Source organism: Vibrio sp. qd031 (genome assembly GCF_002100145.1).
Taxonomy (GTDB): domain Bacteria; phylum Pseudomonadota; class Gammaproteobacteria; order Enterobacterales; family Vibrionaceae; genus Vibrio.
Map to the genome: position 1 here is coordinate 113213 of NZ_JXQD01000001.1, position 19154 is coordinate 132366.

Sequence of the window (19154 nt, forward strand, 5' to 3'; positions counted from 1 at the left end):
TCCGACCCCGTTTTTAACCCAATGGGGTCAGAGTCGATTGACTCTGACCCCATTTATTAATGGACTTCGTATTGGGCAATGATGTCCCATTTAAACTCAACACCGATACCAGGCTCGTCGGACGCTACTGCGCGATGATTCTCTACGACCAGTGGTCGTTTTGTGTAGCGGTCGATAGGGAAGCTGTGCACTTCTAACCAGCCAGTATCAAACGCAGACACAAGTGACACATGCAGTTCTTGCATACCGTGGGTGCAGACCGGAACTTGGTGCTCAGTGATCAAGTTTGCGGCCTGTAACCAACCCGTGATCCCGCCACAGTTAGATGCATCTGGCTGACAAAATCCAAGCTTTGCTTGTTCCATTGCGTAACCGAATTCGTGGATTGTATGAAGGTTTTCGCCCATTGCCAGTGGAATGTTAGTGGCCTCTGCAATTGCAGCATATCCTTGGTAGTCGTCTGGAATCGTTGGCTCTTCGAACCACGTAATGTCACACTCTTCTACTGCTTTAGACAGTGATATCGCTTGTTTAACTGTGAGAGAGTAGTTGGCATCAATCATAAAGGTAACATCGGGTCCAATGAGAGCACGAACGGCTTTAATTCGGTCGATATCTTCTTGCGGATCGCTTTTGCCAATTTTGATTTTTACTGCGTTAAAGCCAGAGTCCAAATACCCTTGAATGTTACTTAGCAGCTTATCAAGGGAGAATTGCAAGTCTATGCCGCCGCAGTAGGCTTTGCAGGTGTTGTTCTTTCCTCCTGCCATTTTCCACAGTGGCAGCTGCTCACGTTTACCTTTTAGGTCCCACAGCGCAATATCTAGACTCGACATGGCAAACGACGCGATGCCGCCACGGCCCACATAGTGTATATGCCATTCCATAAAGTCGTATATTTCTTCTATATTGGCGGCGTCTTTGCCCAATACAACAGGCTGCAAGTCGTGCTCTAGCATTGCTTTTATCGCGTAACCACCCTTACCACCTGTATAGGTATAACCGGTGCCAGAGAGCCCATCGGCGGTAGTGACAGTGGTTGTGATGAGTTCGAAGTGGTCGTGATCCCCGTGCTTTGCGTCAGAAAGGATCTCATCCAGTGGGATTTTAAATAGCCGTGTCTGAATATCGATAATTTGAGTTGATTGTGCGTACGACATGTTAAGCATCCTTTAATTGCTGAACTATTTCGCGAATGAGACGACCAATCTCACCCCATTCGCCTTTATTGACTAACCCTTTATCGACCATCCAAGTTCCCCCACATGCAAGCACCGCAGGTAAGTCGAGATACTGTTGAATATTGCTGGCACTTATACCGCCGGTAGGCATAACTTGAATTTGGCTATAGGGTCCAAGCAGTGATTTTAACATTGGTAAACCACCAGAGGCTTCTGCAGGGAAAAATTTGAGAGTTGAAACACCTAACTCTAAAGCTTGCTCGACTTGAGAAGGGTTGTTTACACCAGGAACAATGACTATTCCATGCTTTTGGCACGCTTTTACGGTGGTTGGGTTAAGCCCAGGTGAAACGATAAAGTCTGCGCCTGCCTCTTTTGCCGCAATCACTTGCTGCTCGTTAAGAACCGTACCGGCACCAATCAACATTTCGGGCTGGGCATCACGTAATAAGCGAATGGCTTCGACTGCCGCCTCTGATCGAAAGGTAATTTCTGCGACAGGTAGGCCGTTGTTAGCAAGTTGCTCGCCCAAAGGCAGTATATCCAGTGCACTATCAATGGCGATAACGGGAACAACTTTAAATTGCTTAAGTTGCTTAACGAGTTGTTTGGTTTGGAGCTCCATGATTTGCTTTCCTTATTTAGATTCTAAAAGTCGGTTTTCTACCTGCTCAAGGGTTGGTAGGGGGGCGACAGCGCCGTAGCCAGTGATTGTGATAGAAGCCGTAGCATTGGCGTGCAATAGTGCTTGCTCGAGCGATGCTCCTCTCACAAAGTGGGTACAAAATGATCCTGCAAAAGAGTCGCCAGCCGCGGTAGCGTCAACAGGGGTAACTTTATGAGGTGACACGTGAATACGCTGTTGCTCGTCTGCTACGGTGGCGCCATCGCTGCCTTGCTTGAGGACCACAACTTTTGCCCCTAGCTTTAAGTGGTGGTCAATAATGTCGTCGGCGTGTGTAAGCCCTGTGATTAACTGCGCTTCATCAATACTAGGGAAGCAGATGTCGACCATTTTGACCGTTTCGTTAATGACGGCTCTTGCTCTTGCCAGTGACCACAGTTTTAAACGCAGGTTCGTATCATAGGACACTAATGTGTTGCTTTGCTTTGCCGCCTCAATTGCGGCAAACACAGAATCACAACTGCTGCTGCTGATAGCTTGGGTAATCGCAGTAACGTGCAATAACTTGGCCGCTTCAATCTGCTCTAAAGGAAGTTGGTCAGGGGTAATTAAACTTGCGGCACTGTTCTTTCTTAAAAACGAAAAGTGGTGTCCTTGATCGTCATGAGTAATGAAGTAAACACCGGTATGTTGGTTCGACTTTACTTGGACATTGTGGGTAGATACGCGCTCTTTTGTCCAAAGGTCAATGAATCGCTTTCCAAATTCATCGTTACCTACGTGCGTAAGCATCCCGACGTTAGCGCCTTGCCTTGCTGCGGCAATGGCAAAGTTAGAGGCGTCCCCCCCGAACCCACTTAAAAAGTCTGCCTGACCCAGTGCTACATCTTTCATTTGACTGAATTCGAACATCGGTTCACCAAAACTAAGGATTTCTGCTGGTACCTGTTGGCCGCTTTTACTATTTAGCATACAAATTTCACCTATAAATTCTTAATAACTGCTTATTACTTATTCAACTGATTCAGATAGTAAACAACCAGTCTTTTTTGGTCAACCAAAATGCGATTTAGGTGTATGTGTCAGCTCACACTTTATTTAATAAGGGGCCGGGTGGCTAATTGTGTAGGCTATGGCATAATCTTCGAACGATATATTTGCGCATTAATTAGCCAAAAAACTATATTGGTCAGCCATTTTTTGGTATTGGTTCTCTAAGTGTGACAATAATCACTGCAAATGGTCGTTCTAAAGAGTATAAATTCATCATTGGTTAATCAATTTTAATGAAAAGGTATAAGATGACTGTTTTGGATAGGGATGTGGTTAACGCAAATTACGATGAAACCACCACGTATGATCGCTCAATATTAAGCAGTAATATTGTTCATATCGGATTTGGCGCATTCCATCGCGGACACCAAGCTGTGTATAACGACCTCACAAATGACCAGTCAGATGAGCCGTGGGGAATATGTGAGATAAACATGTTTGGTTCAGCGAACCTTATAGATGACTTAACACACCAGCAGGGTCTATTCACGGTCGTTGAGACTTCATCAACCAATACGGTTTCTCGTGTGGTTCGTACTGTTTGCGAGCAGATCCATACGCCTAAAACGGGCATTCAAGCGGCTATTGATAAAATGGTCGAACCTCAAGTTAAAATCGTATCGCTGACCATTACCGAAAAAGGCTACTGCGTCGATCCACAATCGGGCTCACTTGATGTAGACAACTCTTTGATCGCTCATGATTTAGCGCAACCACACCAACCTCAATCAGCGATTGGCCTTATTACAGAGGCGCTATCTCAACGTATGCAAAACAATCTTGCTCCTTTTAGCGTGATGTCTTGCGACAACATTCCTGAAAATGGAGTGTTAACCAAAAATGCCGTGCTTTCATTTGCTAAGCAGCGTGATGCTGAACTGGCAAAGTGGATTGAAAGCAATGTGTCTTTTCCTAGCACGATGGTAGACAGAATCGTACCTGCTATGACCGACGATCAGTTTGATGTGATTGAAAGAAAAACGGGTTATCGCGACCCATGTGGTGTTGTGACCGAAGATTTTCGCCAGTGGGTCATTGAAGACAACTTCGTTGCGGGACGTCCTGATTGGTCGATCGCTGGGGCGATGTTTGTTAACGACGTATTGCCCTACGAAGAAATGAAATTGCGCATGCTAAATGGTAGCCATTCATTTTTGGCTTACAACGGCAGTCTTGCTGGGTATGAATTTATTTTTCAATGCATGCAGGATGAAAAACTCCGAGCAACAACGCTTCGCTTGATGCTTGACGAACAAGCGCGTTCGTTAAGTGATGAGTTAAAAGTCGATTTACAGCAATACGCCGAACTGTTGATTGCGCGTTTTAGCAATAGCAACATCAAACACAAAACGGCACAAATCGCGATGGACGGCTCACAGAAGCTACCTCAACGAGCACTCGATCCACTACTAGAGCTGCAAAAGCGCGAAGTGGACTTTGCCTGCTTACCCACCTTAATTGCAGGGTGGATGCATTACACCATCGCTCAAGTTGTTAACAAAGAGGCCATTGCAGACCCACTAGCAGAAACCTATGCCTCGATTTGCGAAACCCATACGACACCGCAGAAACGAGCACACGCTCTATTGTCGATTGACAAAATTTTTGGCGACCACGCGCAAACCAATCCGCAATTTACACAAGCGGTTATGGAAGCGTTTGACGCTATTGAACATCACGGAATCGCTTATGTTGTCGATTCTTTAGCAAAAATTTAAGTAAGAGTCTGATATGAAAACACTAATTTGTAACGAACCAAACTCGATTGAATACATCGAACGCGACATTCCTCAAATCCAAGATAACGAAGTGCTACTTAAAATTCGTTCGGTTGGAATCTGTGGAACCGACATTCACGCCTATGCTGGACGTCAGCCGTTCTTTTCTTACCCACGTGTATTGGGCCATGAAATCTCGGGTGAAGTGATCAAAGTGGGTGAAAAAGTCGCGTCTGCCACTGCCGGAAAACGCTACTCGGTTATCCCATGTATCCCTTGTGGCGTTTGCGCCGCATGTCGCGATGGCAAAACCAACTGTTGTGAAGACGTCTCTTTGTACGGCGTGCATCAAGATGGTGGCTTTAGTGAGTACTTGGCGGTTTATGAAGATAACTTAGTGGAGCTACCGGACAGTGTGAGTGACTCTCAAGGCGCGTTGGTAGAGTGTTTTGCCATCAGCGCTCACGCAGTTCGACGCGCAGAAATTACGCCGCGCAACAATGTACTGGTTGTAGGGGCCGGTCCAATTGGTTTAGCAGCGGCAGCTATTGCAAAAGCCGAAGGAGCGACGGTCGCTGTTGCTGATGTGTCTGACGTAAGACGCGACAAAGTAGCGCAATCTCTTGATGTTGTTGCACTTGACCCACTTGTCGATGACTACCAAGAACAACTTCGTAACGCATTTGGTGGTGACTTACCTTGTGTGGTGATGGACGCAACGGGCAACAAAGGCTCGATGAGTCGAGCGGTAGAGCTGATTCGTCATGGTGGCAAGATAGTGTTTATCGGTTTGTACATTGGTGATTTGGTGATGGACGATCCAACTTTCCATAAGAAAGAAACGACGCTTCTGAGCAGTCGCAATGCAACACGTCAGGACTTTGAACGTGTTATCGAACTCATGGCGCAAGGCAAGATTTCGGAAACCATCATGAAGAACAAAGAGTACGATTTTCACAGCTTTGGCTTGAACTATAAGCAAGATGTCGTTGAAAACACGTCGCTGGTCAAAGGCGTGATCAATTTTTAATTCAGACGTTATCAAACAATAAGCGGCGCTTGCGCCGCATCATAAAAACAAAGGATAGAAGTATGTCGATGACATTAGTGAAAGAAGCCGAGTTAAGAGATCTTGCGTTGACGAAATTGGTCGCTGCAGGTTTAGACGATAAGACTGCACAGGAAGTGACGGACGTACTGGTTCACGCAGACATGACAGGTGTTCACTCACATGGAGTAATGCGTGTCGAGCATTACTGTAAACGCCTTACAACAGGTGGCTTAAACAAACACGCGTCTTTTTCAATCGATCAGATTTCACCGTCGGTAGCGGTACTTGATTCAGATGACGGTATGGGACATTCAGCGTTGATAGCGGCTACTGAGCACGGCATTGAGATGGCCGCTGAAACCGGATTAGGTTTTGTTAGTGTGAAAAACACCTCTCATTGCGGCGCACTGTCCTATTTTATGGAACAAGCCACTCGCGAAGGCATGATTGCCATTGGCATGACACAAACCGATACCTGTGTGGCCCCGCATGGTGGTGCTGAGCGTTTCTTGGGTACCAACCCAATCGCGTTCGGATTCCCGGTTGAAGGTAGCCATCCAATGATTGTTGATATGGCGACCAGCGCAACGGCATTTGGCAAATTGTTGCACGCCAAAGAAACGGGCACCGAGATTGGTCCAAATCTAGCGATTGATAAAGAAGGTCACATGACCACCGATCCCCACAAGGTTGAAAATTTACTGCCATTTGGCCAGCACAAAGGGTCGGGCATTGCACTGGCGATTGATGCACTTACTGGCGTCTTGATGGGGGCCAACTACGGCAATCACATTATCCGTATGTATGGCGACTACGACAAGATGCGTAAACTCGCAAGCCTAGTGATCATTATCGACCCAACCAAATTAGGTACGCCGCTGTTCGCTGCGACCATGGCGATGATGACCAGTGAGCTTCGCGCAGTTAAACCGGTACCAGGTGTTGAAAAAGTCATGGCACCAAATGATCCACAAGTGGCGTATAAAGCTAAATGTGAAGCCGAGGGTATTCCGGTTGCTGAGGGGGTGTATCAGTATCTAAAAGGGTAAAACTTAGGGGGTAGGTGTTTCACTGTTTTTTTAGATATGTTCCGTAGAGGGGGACTCTCTACATTTTGGCCGCGCTTTGATCGATAGTCTTCAGGGCGTGGCCTTTTTTTACCTAAAACGGCTTGAGGGATCGAATTGATGAGAAAACTATCGTTTAGAAACAAAATACTGTCGGTAATGGTACTACTGTTGTTGTTATCCATTTTCGCGTCTTTTATAAGCGCGAGAACGTTGGTAGAGAAAGATTTTTACGCCAACGATAGTCAACAAATTCAAACGCAATTAGATTTAGTCTCTGAGCGGGTCGAAGTGGAATTACAGTCGGCAGTAAAGCTTGCCAACAGTATCCCATTAAACCTGTCTAACATGGCTCAGGTACTCGATTCGTCTGGCTTTTATAGAATTATTAAAGTGATGTATGGCTCGGTGTTCTCTCCCGACCCAAGCAGAGAGTATCAAGCGGGTTTAGCTCCGACCTATTTAGAATTTAACCCGCTGCAAGAACAGCACTACCAAGCTATTGCGACGCAAGTAGAACAGGGATCGTCAATACGGTACGTAGAACATGTTGACGATAGGCTGATTATGACGATCGCAATAGCGTCCATAGACAGTTCTGGTGGTATCGACATATTCGAAGTCGATCTACAGCCAATTTTAACCAGTTTAGAGGCCATTCATTCTGATGCTGGAGGGCTAGAACTGCTCACCGCCGATGGTAAGTTGCTGTTCTCTAGCGTGGCATTTCTCGAGGACAGTGACACACGCCAACAGCCGTTGATCACAAAACAGATTGCTGTCGGTGATAGTACTTGGGCACTTCATGGCTATCTTAACCAACAATACATTTATAGTCATACTGACGCGCTAGTGGTAAAAGTGGCGCTGCTCAGCTTGGTGTGTGGAGTGGTATTCATCGGCTTGGGGCTAGTGGCGCTCAATGTGACCTACAGGCCAATCATTGCTTTGCGTCAACTCATTGAAGAATTAGGGTCGGGAGAGGCTGATCTCACTAAGCGACTGGAGGTCCACAGCTCGGATGATATTGGCCGTATTTCTGCCAGCATAAATAGCTTTGTATCTAACTTGCAGTCGTTGATGCAGCAGGTAAAACTCACCAGCAAAAGCGTTGCACAACAAGCAAATGAGTTAGAAGGTCGAGTGTCTTCCAATCAGCAACAAGCAGTCACACATAACCAAGAGATCGAGAAAGCGGTCACCGCGATCACCGAAATGAGTACAGCTGCTGATGGTGTCGCAACTATAGCCAGTGAAGCCGCGAGCGTCACCAACCATGCAATGACGGTGAGTAAACGCAGTCAACAAAGTGTCGAGCACGCAGTAACAAACGTAGATTCACTGACTTTAGAAATGGAGAACATGTCTAACTCGGTGGGCAGCATGGTTGACGATGTGGCAGACATTTCTGAAGTGCTCAATGTTATTGGTGGTATAGCAGAGCAAACCAATCTTTTGGCGCTTAACGCAGCAATTGAAGCCGCGAGGGCGGGTGAGCAAGGTAGAGGCTTTGCAGTGGTTGCCGATGAAGTTCGAGCACTGGCTGCCAGAACCCAGCAAAGTACCGAACAAATAAGCGCCATGCTGGCAAAACTTGAGAAAGGCAGTCATCAAGTAGTGCAAGCGCTTGAAGAAACCAAATCCAGCAGTAAGAGCACCTCCATCAGTACCAATCAAATCAGTCGAGACCTTGATGATGTCACCGCGGCAGTTCGTCAACTCACCGACCTTAACGACTCCGTAGCTCTATCTGCTAGCGAACAAAAACAGGTGAGTGAAGAGATCAATAGGAATATGCATACGCTCTATTCTGTTGTGTCTGAGTTAGAAGCCAATAGTCAGGCTGCCGTGAACAACACTCATACTTTGCTGGACAGAAATCGTCAGTTAGACGCGTTGGTTGGCCGATTTAAGATTGAAAAGGAGGCGTAAATGCCCACGATTAAAGACGTCGCTAAATTAGCCGGTGTATCGGTAGGGACTGCTTCACGGGTGTTGAACAACTCGCCTCAAATCAGTGTGCATTCCTACAACGCAGTACACAATGCCGTTAGGCAGTTAGGTTATCGAAAAAATGCGATGGCAAAAGCCTTAGTGAGAAGCAAATCCGAGACAATAGGTGTGTTGGTTTCGGACGTTGGTGTTCCTTTTTTTGGCGCACTCGTCAAAGGCGTTGATAATGTTGCGCGTCAAAATGGCAGACATGTATTAGTGGCCAATGGTTACCACGATGCGCACCAAGAGAAAGAGATGCTAGAGCTGTTATTAAGTAATGGTTGTCAGTCTATTGTTGCGCACTCAAAAGGTCTAAGCGATGATGTACTCAGCAAGTATTGCCAGGAAGCACCGGCCTTAGTGCTCATTAATCGTGATTTACCCACGGCCCGTGAGCGGTGTCTATACCTAAATAACTTCCAAGGCAGCTTAGACGCATGCAATGAACTTATTGCCAAAGGACATAGACAGATAGCGTATGTGTGTTCAAATGAAGACATCCCGGATGCAAGAGAGCGCTTGCAAGGATACAAAGCGGCAATGGACAATGCGGGCTTACGCTTTGACATTAATAACGTCTACTTCGGCGAACCAACCGATGAGGGAGGGCGAGTCGCAACCACAGCATTAATCCATTCAGGTAAACGATACTCGGCGATCGCGACCTATAACGATTCGATGGCGTCTGGTACGTTAGAGTGTTTGCAAGACCATGGGATATCATTGCCCCGACAAGTATCTGTCATTGGCTTTGATAATGAATACATTGCAGGTCATCTCTATCCAAAACTCACCACTATGGAGTACCCAATTTCACATATGGCAACCTGTGCTGCACAACTCGCGTTGGAATTAGAGTCAGGTATGCCTGTAAAAGCGGGTATGACACACGAATTTAAACCAACACTGGTGGAGAGGAAGTCGGTAATCAAACGAAGTTGACCTCTCTTTTTTAGCAATGTGATATCGACTCAAATTTGTCGTTCGTAAGTCAATAGAATCCCATTAATTTTGATAGCTTTAGCAAGGTTTTGAACGAACAGAAACGCTATAATAGCCGGGTGCGAAATGATCGCAATGCTGGTTGAAACCACTAATTCTTTATAGAAAATCAACATGCTATTGCGACAGAAACGGATCGCTGCAAAAGCTTGGGGTTGGAGCCGTTGTCGCAAGGATACTTCAGCTAACTTTAGAGTTTGGACATACGTGTGATTTACAGTGTGTAAGGAGTGATGTATGGATAGTAATTCGGTGTTCAGTATTGTTATGGCCTGTATTGTTTTTACTGGTTGTAGTCAGCCAGATTCTACCCGTGCTTATGATCAACAACCTGACTCCATTGAAGAAACTTATTACTTCGATACAGAGCCAGTCACGCCTTTAGAGTTAGACTTTTCGTTTGGTTGAAGGTTATGTAGGTTGCGGTGTCATCAGTAGATTGACGGCACATTTATTAGCGACTGGCACCCCATGAGGTTGCCACGTTAACCACCTGCTTTTTAATGACTTAACTGAAGTCCCGTAGCACCATTTTTTCTAATTGCTGCATTCGATTGAGCACGTTTTTAAGATTCTGCTGTTCAACTGTCGTCAGTTCATCGATGGCAAGGACATCATTAACTTTTCGCAAATCAGTGTATTCAACTAACTGATTCATAAATCTTAAGTTCCATATATGGTCAAATAAATAAATCATTTCTCGCAGTGTTTCGGCGCCAAACAGATTCCGCGTGTGGAGCTGTTTTAGTCGCTCGATGGTGCTTACCTCACGGATATCAAAATGCAAAGCATATAATCGACAAAATATCTCCATAGGTCGAAGACAATCTTTAAGATTAATCGAAGTTATCCCTTCATACTGCTGTGTGATTAATTGGCCACTGCCATCAAGCGGTACATGATAGGAAAGACAGTTGAGTGAGTATATCGGTAGGAACTCGGTTTGCTTAGCTAACACAGTTTGTATGTGAGTCTGAATACCATCAACCAAAGTGGCGTGCCCATAGGTTGAGCGAATGTCAAAAAAGACATTGAGTTCCAAGATTGTGTCGGGAGTTGCACGTTCAATCCAGTTACTGAAGTTTTGCTTCCACTCTTGTTGGCTTAAGCACCACTGATGGTTAGAAGCCATGATCAGTCCGTCACAGTAGCGATAACCGGCTTGATTAAGGAGGGCGCAGACCTTTTCGGCTAAATGCAAGAAGTAACGGCGAATTGACTTTAAGTCGCTATCGTTGGGAGTTTCAAAAACGATGGCATTATCTTGATCGGAGAACAGCGTCATATCGTGACGAGCGTTGCTGCCAAAGCTAATGAAAGAAAAGGGGACAGGTGGCTCGCCAATGTCTTCGATGGTTAACTCGATAAAACGACAAATAGCGGCATCATAGGTTGAGCCAATAAGGTTGCGCAGGTGATGCGGCCTTGTACCCACTTCAATTTTGTATCGAATCTGATCCGCTAACTGATTGAGGGACTCCATCACCTCGCTGTGCATTTCCGCCTGCTGTATTTGATCGACAATCGTCTGGTCTGCGTTACTGCTCAATAACGAGGTTGGCGTAACGCTGGTGCCATATATTTTACGGACTATAGGTCGAAAGCTCACAACATGACCCAGTTTTTCGGCAAGGAAAATCTTGGATGTGGTGAGAATGATATCTATGTGTTGTCCTTGCTTTGTTTGCAGTTGAGCTTCGAACTCACCCGGCTCAGCTTGCTGCTTGAAGAGTTTTAATAAGTGTTCAACAACTTTGGTATTGTGCGGCGCTGTAGAAAACAGCTTCTCCCAAATCGTGTTCGATTTGAGGTCGTCTTGTTGGTACCCCAATAACTGTCTCAGGCGCGTGTTCGAGAACAGTACCTGTCCATCCGCCTCTAATATATATCCTTCATTGGAGGACTCGACTAAGGCTCTATACCGATCTTTTGCCTCATGCAACGCAAGTTCGGCACGTTTTTTCTTCAGCTCACTCCTGCGAGATTGGTTAATAACGTAGCTCATCAACGCTATCAAACCAATCGTAATCACGACGAAGATACGTGACATGGTATTTTCTAACTTGGCAATGCCTTGCTCAACATCTTCGATATACACGCCAGTACCGATGATCCAATCCCACTCTTCGATGCCTTCAAGGTACGTCATTTTAGGGGCGGTTAGGGTGGGGTCGTCTTTCCATTGCCATGGATACTCAAGAAAGCCTTGTTGGCTTTCGTTCACCAATTGAACCATCCGAACAAAAACCGACGGGCCGTTATCTTGAGCGTCGTTACTATAGTGGGTAAGGTCTTGGCCGGTTAAGTCATTGCGGTTGGGGTGCATGACCATTTTGGGGTGCATGTCGGTAATAAAAAAGTAATCGCTGTTTTCTGGACCGTATCGCATGGTTTTTATTTCAAGCGCGGCTTTAGTTTGCGCGCTTTCTTTGGCTAAAACGCCTTGCTGTTCCAGTTCGACATAGCTGTCTACGATGCTCACGGCTGCAGAGGTCAACTCTCTAAGCATTTGCCGTTTTTGTTCAACCATGGAGTCTTCGACCAATGGCACAATCACATAAATAATCGATGTGATAAACAGAATAATCGCAGCAATGGTAGGCAGGACAATACGGTAGCTAAAATGCTTTAGTGGATGACTGGCGCTCGGTTGTTGATGATGCAGTCCATCAAAATAGTCTGCAAGTTCTCGTTCATCGAGTACTTCTTCTATGGAGTCGCTATGAGTTCTATCGTGATACTTGGCAGTAAACGTGCCATTTTCAAAATCCGCTCTACCAGGTAAGTAGCCTTCGTAGTCATCTTTTATGTGGGTTTCGAAAACATCTTTTATTTGTTGTTGAGTGTAGCGCCCACCAAATTCGCGATACGCTTCGCCTAGTGCTTCTTTGCAGTGACGAAAACGGCGGTGGTCAAATGGGTCGTAGTCCAGTTGTTTAGCCATGTGCTGGGCATGATCTTTACCATCATGATCAAAAAAACCGTCAATCCATTTATGGATATCTTCTCCCCGGACGCCAAACAATGCTTCTGTGCGCGCAGCGTGTTCTGATATTTTCATCGTGCAGCTATATCTCGCTCAGTTTGACGATTAACTAACACACAAAAAGTGTGCGCCAAGTAGCAACTCTGTTTATTAATACTACAATACACCCGTACTTCATCCCCTAAAATAATCTAAGTCAATTTCTGTTACAAAATGTTTCTTTAGACTGCCTCTAGTGCGATTGACGCACGTTCAGTGACCGAAAATGGTTGGTCACCGTATTCATTAATAAGCTAGCACACTGTCTGTCTCCTCTTTATTTAAATAAAAATGGAGATGCAAGGTAGCGTCTGGGATGTCGTCTCGTATCAGCTGAAGGTTGGTATACCGAGCGCAAGTGAGACTGAGCAGTGAACGCTTTGCTTTGAAGCCTAATAAGGAAATGTTACATGTCTAAATCTGGAAAGACATTTTATAGAGATATGCGCAAGAAAGCGCAAGATTTTGAAAGCAGGGAAGAATTTTTAAACCATGACCTAAAAATTATGAGCTTTAAGCGTTGGGGTATTCATTTACCTTCACGTGATTATAGTGTGGAGATTGAAGATTGGGTGCCAGCTTTGGCGGCAACAATTGGTAAAGTGGTCATGGTAACGGCAATGGTGGCGGCGTTTGCTGCTCAGTTTGGTTTATCGCCAGAATTTGTGGCTGAAAACGTCCGTTATGAACTCCTAATTGCAGGCGCGCTGTTTGTAATATTGTTCTCGGCCATCTTAAACCCTAATGCCAACTTAGCGGGTACGCATGGCCCGATGATTCCATTGATCCCTCTGATTGCGGCAGCAGGAGGACACCCACTCGCACTGGGCATCATGGTGTGTGTGTTTGGCCTTATCCTTGCCTATACCAAAGGGGGATCAAAGTTAATGACCCTTACTGGTGTAGGGGTACGGGGGGGCTTACTGATCTATTTGGGAGCAGTGGGTCTTATTGGGCAAATCAACAAAACAGAGGCATGGGCGAGCAGCACGGATCAAGGTTACATTTCGTTTGCGGTCATTGGCGTAACGGTAATGGTGTATGCCTATCTAGCCAAGATCAATAAGCGTTGGCTGGCGATCCCACTGTGTTCTGCATTAGCTGGAATTGTTGCCTATGTGTTGGGCGCGGATTTTTCGTTTAGTACAGCGCCAGGTTTACCGCATTTTAGTCCATTTTACTGGTGGGGTGAGGATACCGGTTGGAAACTTGGTTGGCCGACTCTAGAGCACTTTGTTGCTGTGGTTCCATTTGCGTTATTGGCTGTTGCAATGTGGTCTCCAGACTATTTAGGGCACCGCGTATTCCAAGAGTTGAACTATCCAAAAGAAGCCAAAGGCGTACTGATGGATGTGGATGACACTATGATGGGGGCGTCAATTCGACAAGGTGTGGGCTCGTTCCTTGGTGGCGGTAACTTAGCGTCATCGTGGGGAACCTATATGATCCCAGCCGCCATCGCTAAGCGCCCTATACCAGGTGGTGCATTGCTGACCGGTCTTATGTGTATTATGGCGTCGGTATTAGGTTACCCAATGGATCTTGCCATGTGGGAGCCAGTATTACGCGTTGCTTTGATTGTGGGTGTGTTCTTGCCGCTACTTGAAGCGGGAATGCAAATGATCCACAAACATAAAGATTCACTGAGTGCGGGTATCTGTATTTTTGCTTGTGCGTTCGTAAACCCAGTATTTGGTTGGGCAACAACTATGTTGCTCGATAACATGGGTTTGATAGGCGACCATGAGCGTGCCAAAACGCTTTCAGCTCAGGATAAGTACTTAATCCCAGGCATTGCATTTGTTATTTGCGTCGGGTCGCTAGCACTGGTTGGCCAACTTCCTGGTATTCCAGCTATTATCGGAAACTAAACAAGATAGATCGCAAAAAGCACCGATAGTGTTCGGTGCTTTTTTTTGTCCCAACGTTGGGGACGAGAATGGCAGCTGTCACACTGCCAGTTCAAACGAACGCTTTACTTAAGTGCTTTCCTGTAACACCACAGAGTAGCGACAAGCGCTGGAATACAGATTGCACCTGCCTTAGCGTAAGCTAAAGGAAGTATACGTTGCAGCTCTATGACGACGAACTCGCCCATAGTACTTTGAGCGGCAGCGTCTTTGATTGCATTAGAAACAGCCATATAGTCGAGCGTGATCTGAATGGCTGGCCACAAATAGCCTAGAATACCGATGATAGTAAGTAGTGCGAAGCTAAAAAAGCCGATTACGAAGGGATTGGTGGTTGGGTGTGCTTTGGTAATTTGGTTCATAGTACCTGTCCTTGGTTGGCGTTATTTATGTTTTTTACCGTCCGAGTTGTCCCTCAACTCTTTCTAACGAACTCATGCGCTGTATCTCTCAACGTTAACAAGTCTTGTACTGACATGGTCAAGCTGTTCAGTCGAAGATCTCTGCTGATTGCATGCCTTACATTGTACGGTAATGGAAAGACTCGCCCTACAGAAATTCTATTGAATCATGTGATCTCGATGGTTGATTTAGAACATTTGAGTCTTTTTGATATTGCGTTGATAAAAATAGTGGTTATTAATCCTGCAATCGATTGGGTGTGCGATGTTTAGCGTCAAATGTGCAGCAATGAAATTGCCTCTTGCGCATAGAGTTAACGTGTCACTATGCATATTAGTCATAAAGTTATTGTCTTTTTATCATTTGTATCTGCTGGTTGCTATTCTTATACTTCGCGCCCTCAGTTTGCTACCGCTTTTGTTATGCACTTAATTTCTACAATGTTGACACAATCACCACTTTGGCTTTTTAAATCACAGGCAATGAGCGCGCAAGTAGCTCGTTGGTTGGTGGTTTTAAGTGTAAGCCTATTTTCAGTCCATCATTGTCAACCGTTATTAGATTTATTTGCAGAGCAAGCAATGGCTGCGGGCTGTCATCAACATGAAGACATAAACTCTCACTCGCCTATGGATATGCACATGGGCAAACATATTCACTATCACTAGGATCATTATGAGCATTTTTAGATTTCCACCAATGGTATGGATTGGCATTGGTATACTTATTGTGAGCTTAGGCGTCAGGCAGTCATTTGGTATATTCATGCTGCCTATTTCGGATCATTTTGGCAGCGGTCGAGAATTTTTTAGTTTTGCTATCGCGCTACAGAACCTACTGTTCGGTGTTTTCCAGCCAATGGTTGGTATGGCCGCCGATAGGTTTGGAGCAAAGCGCATTGTTATTTTGGGCGCGATAGCGTACGCAACAGGTTTGTATATCACCTCGATTACCACGTCGGCAGCGGTTGTTTATGTATCGCTTGGCGCGCTAGTGGGTTTAGGGTTAAGTGCCACCAGTTACGTAATTATTTTGGGCGTTGTGGCAAAAGTGGTTCCAGCACAACACGCTGCAAAAGCGTTTGGCCTTACTACTGCTGCTGGGTCATTTGGTATGTTTGCAATGATCCCTGGCGCACAAGCGTTGCTGAGCGAGTTTGGCTGGCAGGGCGCAATGCAAGTATTTGCGATGCTTTGCACGGTGATGGTAGCGTTTGCTTTTTTTATCAAAAGCTCATCGGCTCGCCGTGAAGTAAGTGGAGTAAACTCTGCAAGCACAGTAAGCTTAAAGCAAGCGTTGCAGGAAGCATTTCGTCACAAAGGTTACTGGTTAATTCACTTAGGCTTTTTTGTGTGTGGCTTCCACGTAATGTTTATTGCAACGCATCTTCCTAGCTATTTGGCAGACAAAGACCTGCCTGCATCGAGTGCTGCGCTAGCGCTTGCCTATGTGGGGATATTTAACATATTTGGCAGCTATTTTTGGGGCATGATGGCGGATCGATTTAACAAACGTCACGTTATGTTTGTACTGTATCTTTTGCGAGCAGCGATTATTGCCGGATTTGTGACGTTACCTATCACTCAATTTAGCGCTGCGATATTTGGTGGGGCTATCGGTTTTGTTTGGTTAGGCACCGTCCCGCTAACCTCTGGTCTGGTAAGGCAAATATTTGGGGCGCAGTATCTATCTACGCTGTATGGGCTGGTGTTTTTTACTCACCAAGTGGGCAGCTTTTTAGGGGCATGGGCTGGGGGATTGATCTATGACTACTATGGTTCCTACCAACCGATATGGTGGTCAACAGTCGCTCTGGCACTTATTGCCGCAGTAGTGCATTTGCCGATTAACGATAAGCCTTTACCTAGGCTGGCTGGCAGTCTTTCCTAACCAATATGCAGTACACGCTTTTCTCCAGAACGCCTCACTTACAAATGTCGTCAAGTTGGGTTAAAAGAAGGTGGGCGAGGGAAGATAAAAGATATTCGCCAACGATTTGTCCATTTGGGTCATTGAGCTGTTGGAAATAATCAATGTCCATACGCGCAAAGTGAAGGGGGAAGATTACCCTCTAAGACATCGAAAATTGGGGAATCTATAGAAGCCCCATGAAAAATGGAATGATGAATGCATTTGCTAAGTCGATAAAGAATGCACACACCAAAGGAACTACTATGAAAGCCTGTGCCGAGTAGCCGTACGTGTGGCTTACCGCTGACATATTTGCCATCGCTGTTGGTGTAGAGCCAAGAGATATTCCGCCAAAACCGGCACTAGTTAATGCCGCATCATAGGTTTTGCCCATCGCGGGGAATACAATGAAAATGTTAACTAATACTGCTAGCATCAATTGCATGGCCAAAATGGCAAAAATAGGTCCGGCGAGATCGACCAACGTCCAAAGCTGCATACTCATAAGAGACATGGCTAAGAATGTACCCAACGAAATGTCTGCGAGTAGATCAATGGCGGCGGTACGAGTAGGCCATTTAGTACCAGTAATGCGTGGGTAGGTGTTGGGAACTAAGTTGGTTAAAATGATACCAGCAAATAAACAGCTAACAAAAAGAGGCAACTGCAAACCCGCTTGACTGACTAACTCATTGAGTATGGTACCGATAACAACACAGATATGAATCGCTAGTACGGCATCCAAAAAGTCGAACGAGTTCATTTTTGGTGTTTGCTCTGCGTCCACGTTGTCTTGTGGGAATTGCTCTGCGTCTGTTTTCTCGGCGGCAAGTCCGTGCTTCTTAATTAAGAGTTTGGCAATCGGGCCACCCATTAAACTGGCCAGAATAAAACCAAATGTTGCACTGGCGATGCCAATTTCCATTGCGCTTTCTAAACCAAACTCTTCACCAACGCGGGGGGCCCAAGCAATAGCGGTACCGTGTCCACCTATGAGTGAAATAGAGCCACTTAATAGCCCGAACACAGGCTCGAGACCGAACATGGTCGCAATCGAAATACCCACTACGTTTTGTGCCAGCATAAAGCCGATGGTGATGACCAATAAAATGATCAGTGGCTTTCCACCTTTTACAAGGTCTTTTAGGCTGGCGTTAATACCAATAGTGGTAAAAAATTACACCAGTAAAACATCCCGAGCGGTCATGTCAAAAGAGACTTCAATAGACGTGGTCCAGTACAAAACTGCAAATGCAATGGACACCAATAACCCTCCAGAAACCGGTTCTGGAATACTGAGTTCTTTCAGAACTCCCACCACTTGATTTAGCCTACGCCCGATAAAAAGCACCATTATCCCTATGGTAATGGCAAAAAAAGAGCCAAGTTGAAGGACGTTATTTTCAAATTCCATTTACCATTCCTAAAAGTCTGATTGTTTAACGTGAAGTGCAAAAAGCGAAATAAGGCTATGCATTTCAATGAGTATAGTGCAACGATTTAACTTGCTGAATCGTTTGTTACCATCATGAAAACAAGCAACAAAAAAGCCAAGGGGTCTAGACACCTTGGCTGCAGTATTTACGAGCGATCAAACCAGAATGGGGAGACTGATGAAAAGGTTTACTCGTTAATGAGTATTGCTCGATTGCGCATCATCGCTTGTATGAAGCGATACGCTAGGCGTTTGCGACCGTATCGATAACACTGTTTTCAGAACCAAACTCATTCCAGACATAGCTGTCGGCTTGGCCGTCATTTTCCCACTGTTCTTCGTTGATTAGGTAGCGGAACTGAACTTGGCTGTTCTTCGGCACTCGAATTTTAGTTGTAAACACTTTTTGTCTGTTAAGTTTCATTGGAGTAGGTTGCCAGTCGTTAAACTCGCCGCATACCGCGATGCTAGAAATGTCAGACTCACCTTTTGGCCATTGAAAGGTGACTTCAACTTCGTCTTTCGTCTTAAAAAACTTCTTAGTAAACATTGTCTATCCTCAGAGTCGTCGTAAGTTAAATCGTTTTAATTAGTAGAACCTAGCAAAATAAATACCACATAAACTAGGGCATTTTCATCTGTTATGGTAAAGAATTACAGTTTTCACGCTCATTTATCGTGCAACCAGGCGGGTTTTTGAGCGTAATTGGTGCACGTTACAACTGATATTTTGCATTTGCATGACATATCAGGAGCGCAGTATCTTAATTGGATGTCTT

At 45.4% G+C, this 19154-nt stretch carries 15 protein-coding genes and 1 pseudogene; 9 read left to right on the forward strand and 7 right to left on the reverse strand.

Translation table 11 applies throughout. The features are described from left to right. Positions 1-56 precede the first annotated feature (56 nt). Genes ST37_RS00485 through ST37_RS00495 form a run of 3 tightly spaced genes read right to left on the reverse strand, consistent with a single transcriptional unit; the run spans position 57 to position 2778 of the window. A complete protein-coding gene (locus ST37_RS00485; RefSeq protein WP_084882463.1) occupies positions 57-1160 on the reverse strand; it encodes a 3,6-anhydro-alpha-L-galactonate cycloisomerase in 1104 nt (367 codons plus the stop codon). Between the two features lies 1 nt (position 1161). After that, the gene (locus tag ST37_RS00490; protein ID WP_084882466.1) at positions 1162-1806 is read right to left on the reverse strand and encodes a bifunctional 4-hydroxy-2-oxoglutarate aldolase/2-dehydro-3-deoxy-phosphogluconate aldolase; all 645 of its coding nucleotides are present in this window, start codon (positions 1804-1806) and stop codon (positions 1162-1164) included. Between the two features lie 12 nt (positions 1807-1818). Further along, the gene (locus ST37_RS00495) at positions 1819-2778 is read right to left on the reverse strand and encodes a sugar kinase (protein WP_084882468.1); all 960 of its coding nucleotides are present in this window, start codon (positions 2776-2778) and stop codon (positions 1819-1821) included. A 329-nt stretch (positions 2779-3107) separates the two neighbouring features. On the opposite strand from ST37_RS00495, the gene ST37_RS00500 reads away from it, so the two are divergent. From ST37_RS00500 to ST37_RS19890, 6 genes are all read left to right on the forward strand, one after another. Then, a complete protein-coding gene (locus ST37_RS00500) occupies positions 3108-4577 on the forward strand; it encodes a mannitol dehydrogenase family protein (protein WP_084882470.1) in 1470 nt (489 codons plus the stop codon). Positions 4578-4590: 13 nt separating this feature from the next. After that, on the forward strand, positions 4591-5607 hold the full coding sequence (locus tag ST37_RS00505; RefSeq protein ID WP_084882472.1) for a zinc-binding alcohol dehydrogenase family protein: 1017 nt from the start codon (positions 4591-4593) through the stop codon (positions 5605-5607). Between the two features lie 62 nt (positions 5608-5669). Then, positions 5670-6677 carry an Ldh family oxidoreductase gene (locus ST37_RS00510; protein WP_084882475.1) on the forward strand — a complete coding sequence of 336 codons (1008 nt, stop codon included), beginning with the start codon at positions 5670-5672 and terminating at the stop codon, positions 6675-6677. Positions 6678-6815: 138 nt separating this feature from the next. Beyond that, positions 6816-8627 (forward strand): methyl-accepting chemotaxis protein, encoded by a 1812-nt coding sequence (locus tag ST37_RS00515; protein WP_084882477.1) that lies wholly within the window; start codon positions 6816-6818, stop codon positions 8625-8627. Further along, positions 8628-9632 (forward strand): substrate-binding domain-containing protein, encoded by a 1005-nt coding sequence (locus ST37_RS00520; protein WP_084882479.1) that lies wholly within the window; start codon positions 8628-8630, stop codon positions 9630-9632. A 297-nt stretch (positions 9633-9929) separates the two neighbouring features. Then, complete coding sequence (locus ST37_RS19890; RefSeq protein ID WP_172400898.1) at positions 9930-10100, forward strand: hypothetical protein; 171 nt, start codon at positions 9930-9932, stop codon at positions 10098-10100. A 100-nt stretch (positions 10101-10200) separates the two neighbouring features. Here ST37_RS19890 and ST37_RS00525 read toward each other — a convergent pair whose 3' ends face one another. Continuing rightward, positions 10201-12753 (reverse strand): DUF294 nucleotidyltransferase-like domain-containing protein, encoded by a 2553-nt coding sequence (locus tag ST37_RS00525; RefSeq protein WP_084882482.1) that lies wholly within the window; start codon positions 12751-12753, stop codon positions 10201-10203. Positions 12754-13127: 374 nt separating this feature from the next. Between ST37_RS00525 and ST37_RS00530 the strand changes: the two genes are divergently transcribed. Beyond that, positions 13128-14588, forward strand: coding sequence for a DUF3360 family protein (locus tag ST37_RS00530; RefSeq protein ID WP_084882484.1), 1461 nt, complete (start codon positions 13128-13130; stop codon positions 14586-14588). 104 nt (positions 14589-14692) lie between these two features. Here the strand turns inward: ST37_RS00530 and ST37_RS00535 are convergent, their stop codons facing one another. Next, on the reverse strand, positions 14693-14989 hold the full coding sequence (locus ST37_RS00535) for a hypothetical protein (RefSeq protein ID WP_084882487.1): 297 nt from the start codon (positions 14987-14989) through the stop codon (positions 14693-14695). A 366-nt stretch (positions 14990-15355) separates the two neighbouring features. Between ST37_RS00535 and ST37_RS00545 the strand changes: the two genes are divergently transcribed. Together ST37_RS00545 and ST37_RS00550 are read left to right on the forward strand one after the other, a co-directional pair. Next, the gene (locus ST37_RS00545; protein ID WP_242426160.1) at positions 15356-15697 is read left to right on the forward strand and encodes a hypothetical protein; all 342 of its coding nucleotides are present in this window, start codon (positions 15356-15358) and stop codon (positions 15695-15697) included. A gap of 7 nt (positions 15698-15704) precedes the next feature. After that, complete coding sequence (locus ST37_RS00550) at positions 15705-16919, forward strand: MFS transporter (RefSeq protein ID WP_084882491.1); 1215 nt, start codon at positions 15705-15707, stop codon at positions 16917-16919. A gap of 205 nt (positions 16920-17124) precedes the next feature. Here ST37_RS00550 and gltS read toward each other — a convergent pair. Next, positions 17125-18354 (reverse strand): annotated as a pseudogene (gltS, locus tag ST37_RS00555) (sodium/glutamate symporter). 265 nt (positions 18355-18619) lie between these two features. Next, positions 18620-18925: an isoamylase early set domain-containing protein gene (locus ST37_RS00560; RefSeq protein ID WP_084882494.1), complete on the reverse strand. Its 306-nt coding sequence runs from the start codon at positions 18923-18925 to the stop codon at positions 18620-18622. Positions 18926-19154: the final 229 nt, after the last annotated feature.

Excerpts from the sequence above, each read along its gene's own strand:
- ST37_RS00535 (WP_084882487.1), bottom strand. The coding sequence starts at position 14,989 with ATGAACCAAATTACCAAAGCACACCCAACCACCAATCCCTTCGTAATC.
- ST37_RS00500 (WP_084882470.1), top strand. The coding sequence starts at position 3,108 with ATGACTGTTTTGGATAGGGATGTGGTTAACGCAAATTACGATGAAACC.
- ST37_RS00485 (WP_084882463.1), bottom strand. The coding sequence starts at position 1,160 with ATGTCGTACGCACAATCAACTCAAATTATCGATATTCAGACACGGCTA.
- ST37_RS00515 (WP_084882477.1), top strand. The coding sequence starts at position 6,816 with ATGAGAAAACTATCGTTTAGAAACAAAATACTGTCGGTAATGGTACTA.
- ST37_RS00545 (WP_242426160.1), top strand. The coding sequence starts at position 15,356 with ATGCATATTAGTCATAAAGTTATTGTCTTTTTATCATTTGTATCTGCT.
- ST37_RS00550 (WP_084882491.1), top strand. The coding sequence starts at position 15,705 with ATGAGCATTTTTAGATTTCCACCAATGGTATGGATTGGCATTGGTATA.
- ST37_RS00510 (WP_084882475.1), top strand. The coding sequence starts at position 5,670 with ATGTCGATGACATTAGTGAAAGAAGCCGAGTTAAGAGATCTTGCGTTG.
- ST37_RS00530 (WP_084882484.1), top strand. The coding sequence starts at position 13,128 with ATGTCTAAATCTGGAAAGACATTTTATAGAGATATGCGCAAGAAAGCG.
- ST37_RS19890 (WP_172400898.1), top strand. The coding sequence starts at position 9,930 with ATGGATAGTAATTCGGTGTTCAGTATTGTTATGGCCTGTATTGTTTTT.
- ST37_RS00490 (WP_084882466.1), bottom strand. The coding sequence starts at position 1,806 with ATGGAGCTCCAAACCAAACAACTCGTTAAGCAACTTAAGCAATTTAAA.
- ST37_RS00520 (WP_084882479.1), top strand. The coding sequence starts at position 8,628 with ATGCCCACGATTAAAGACGTCGCTAAATTAGCCGGTGTATCGGTAGGG.
- ST37_RS00505 (WP_084882472.1), top strand. The coding sequence starts at position 4,591 with ATGAAAACACTAATTTGTAACGAACCAAACTCGATTGAATACATCGAA.
- ST37_RS00560 (WP_084882494.1), bottom strand. The coding sequence starts at position 18,925 with ATGTTTACTAAGAAGTTTTTTAAGACGAAAGACGAAGTTGAAGTCACC.
- ST37_RS00525 (WP_084882482.1), bottom strand. The coding sequence starts at position 12,753 with ATGAAAATATCAGAACACGCTGCGCGCACAGAAGCATTGTTTGGCGTC.
- ST37_RS00495 (WP_084882468.1), bottom strand. The coding sequence starts at position 2,778 with ATGCTAAATAGTAAAAGCGGCCAACAGGTACCAGCAGAAATCCTTAGT.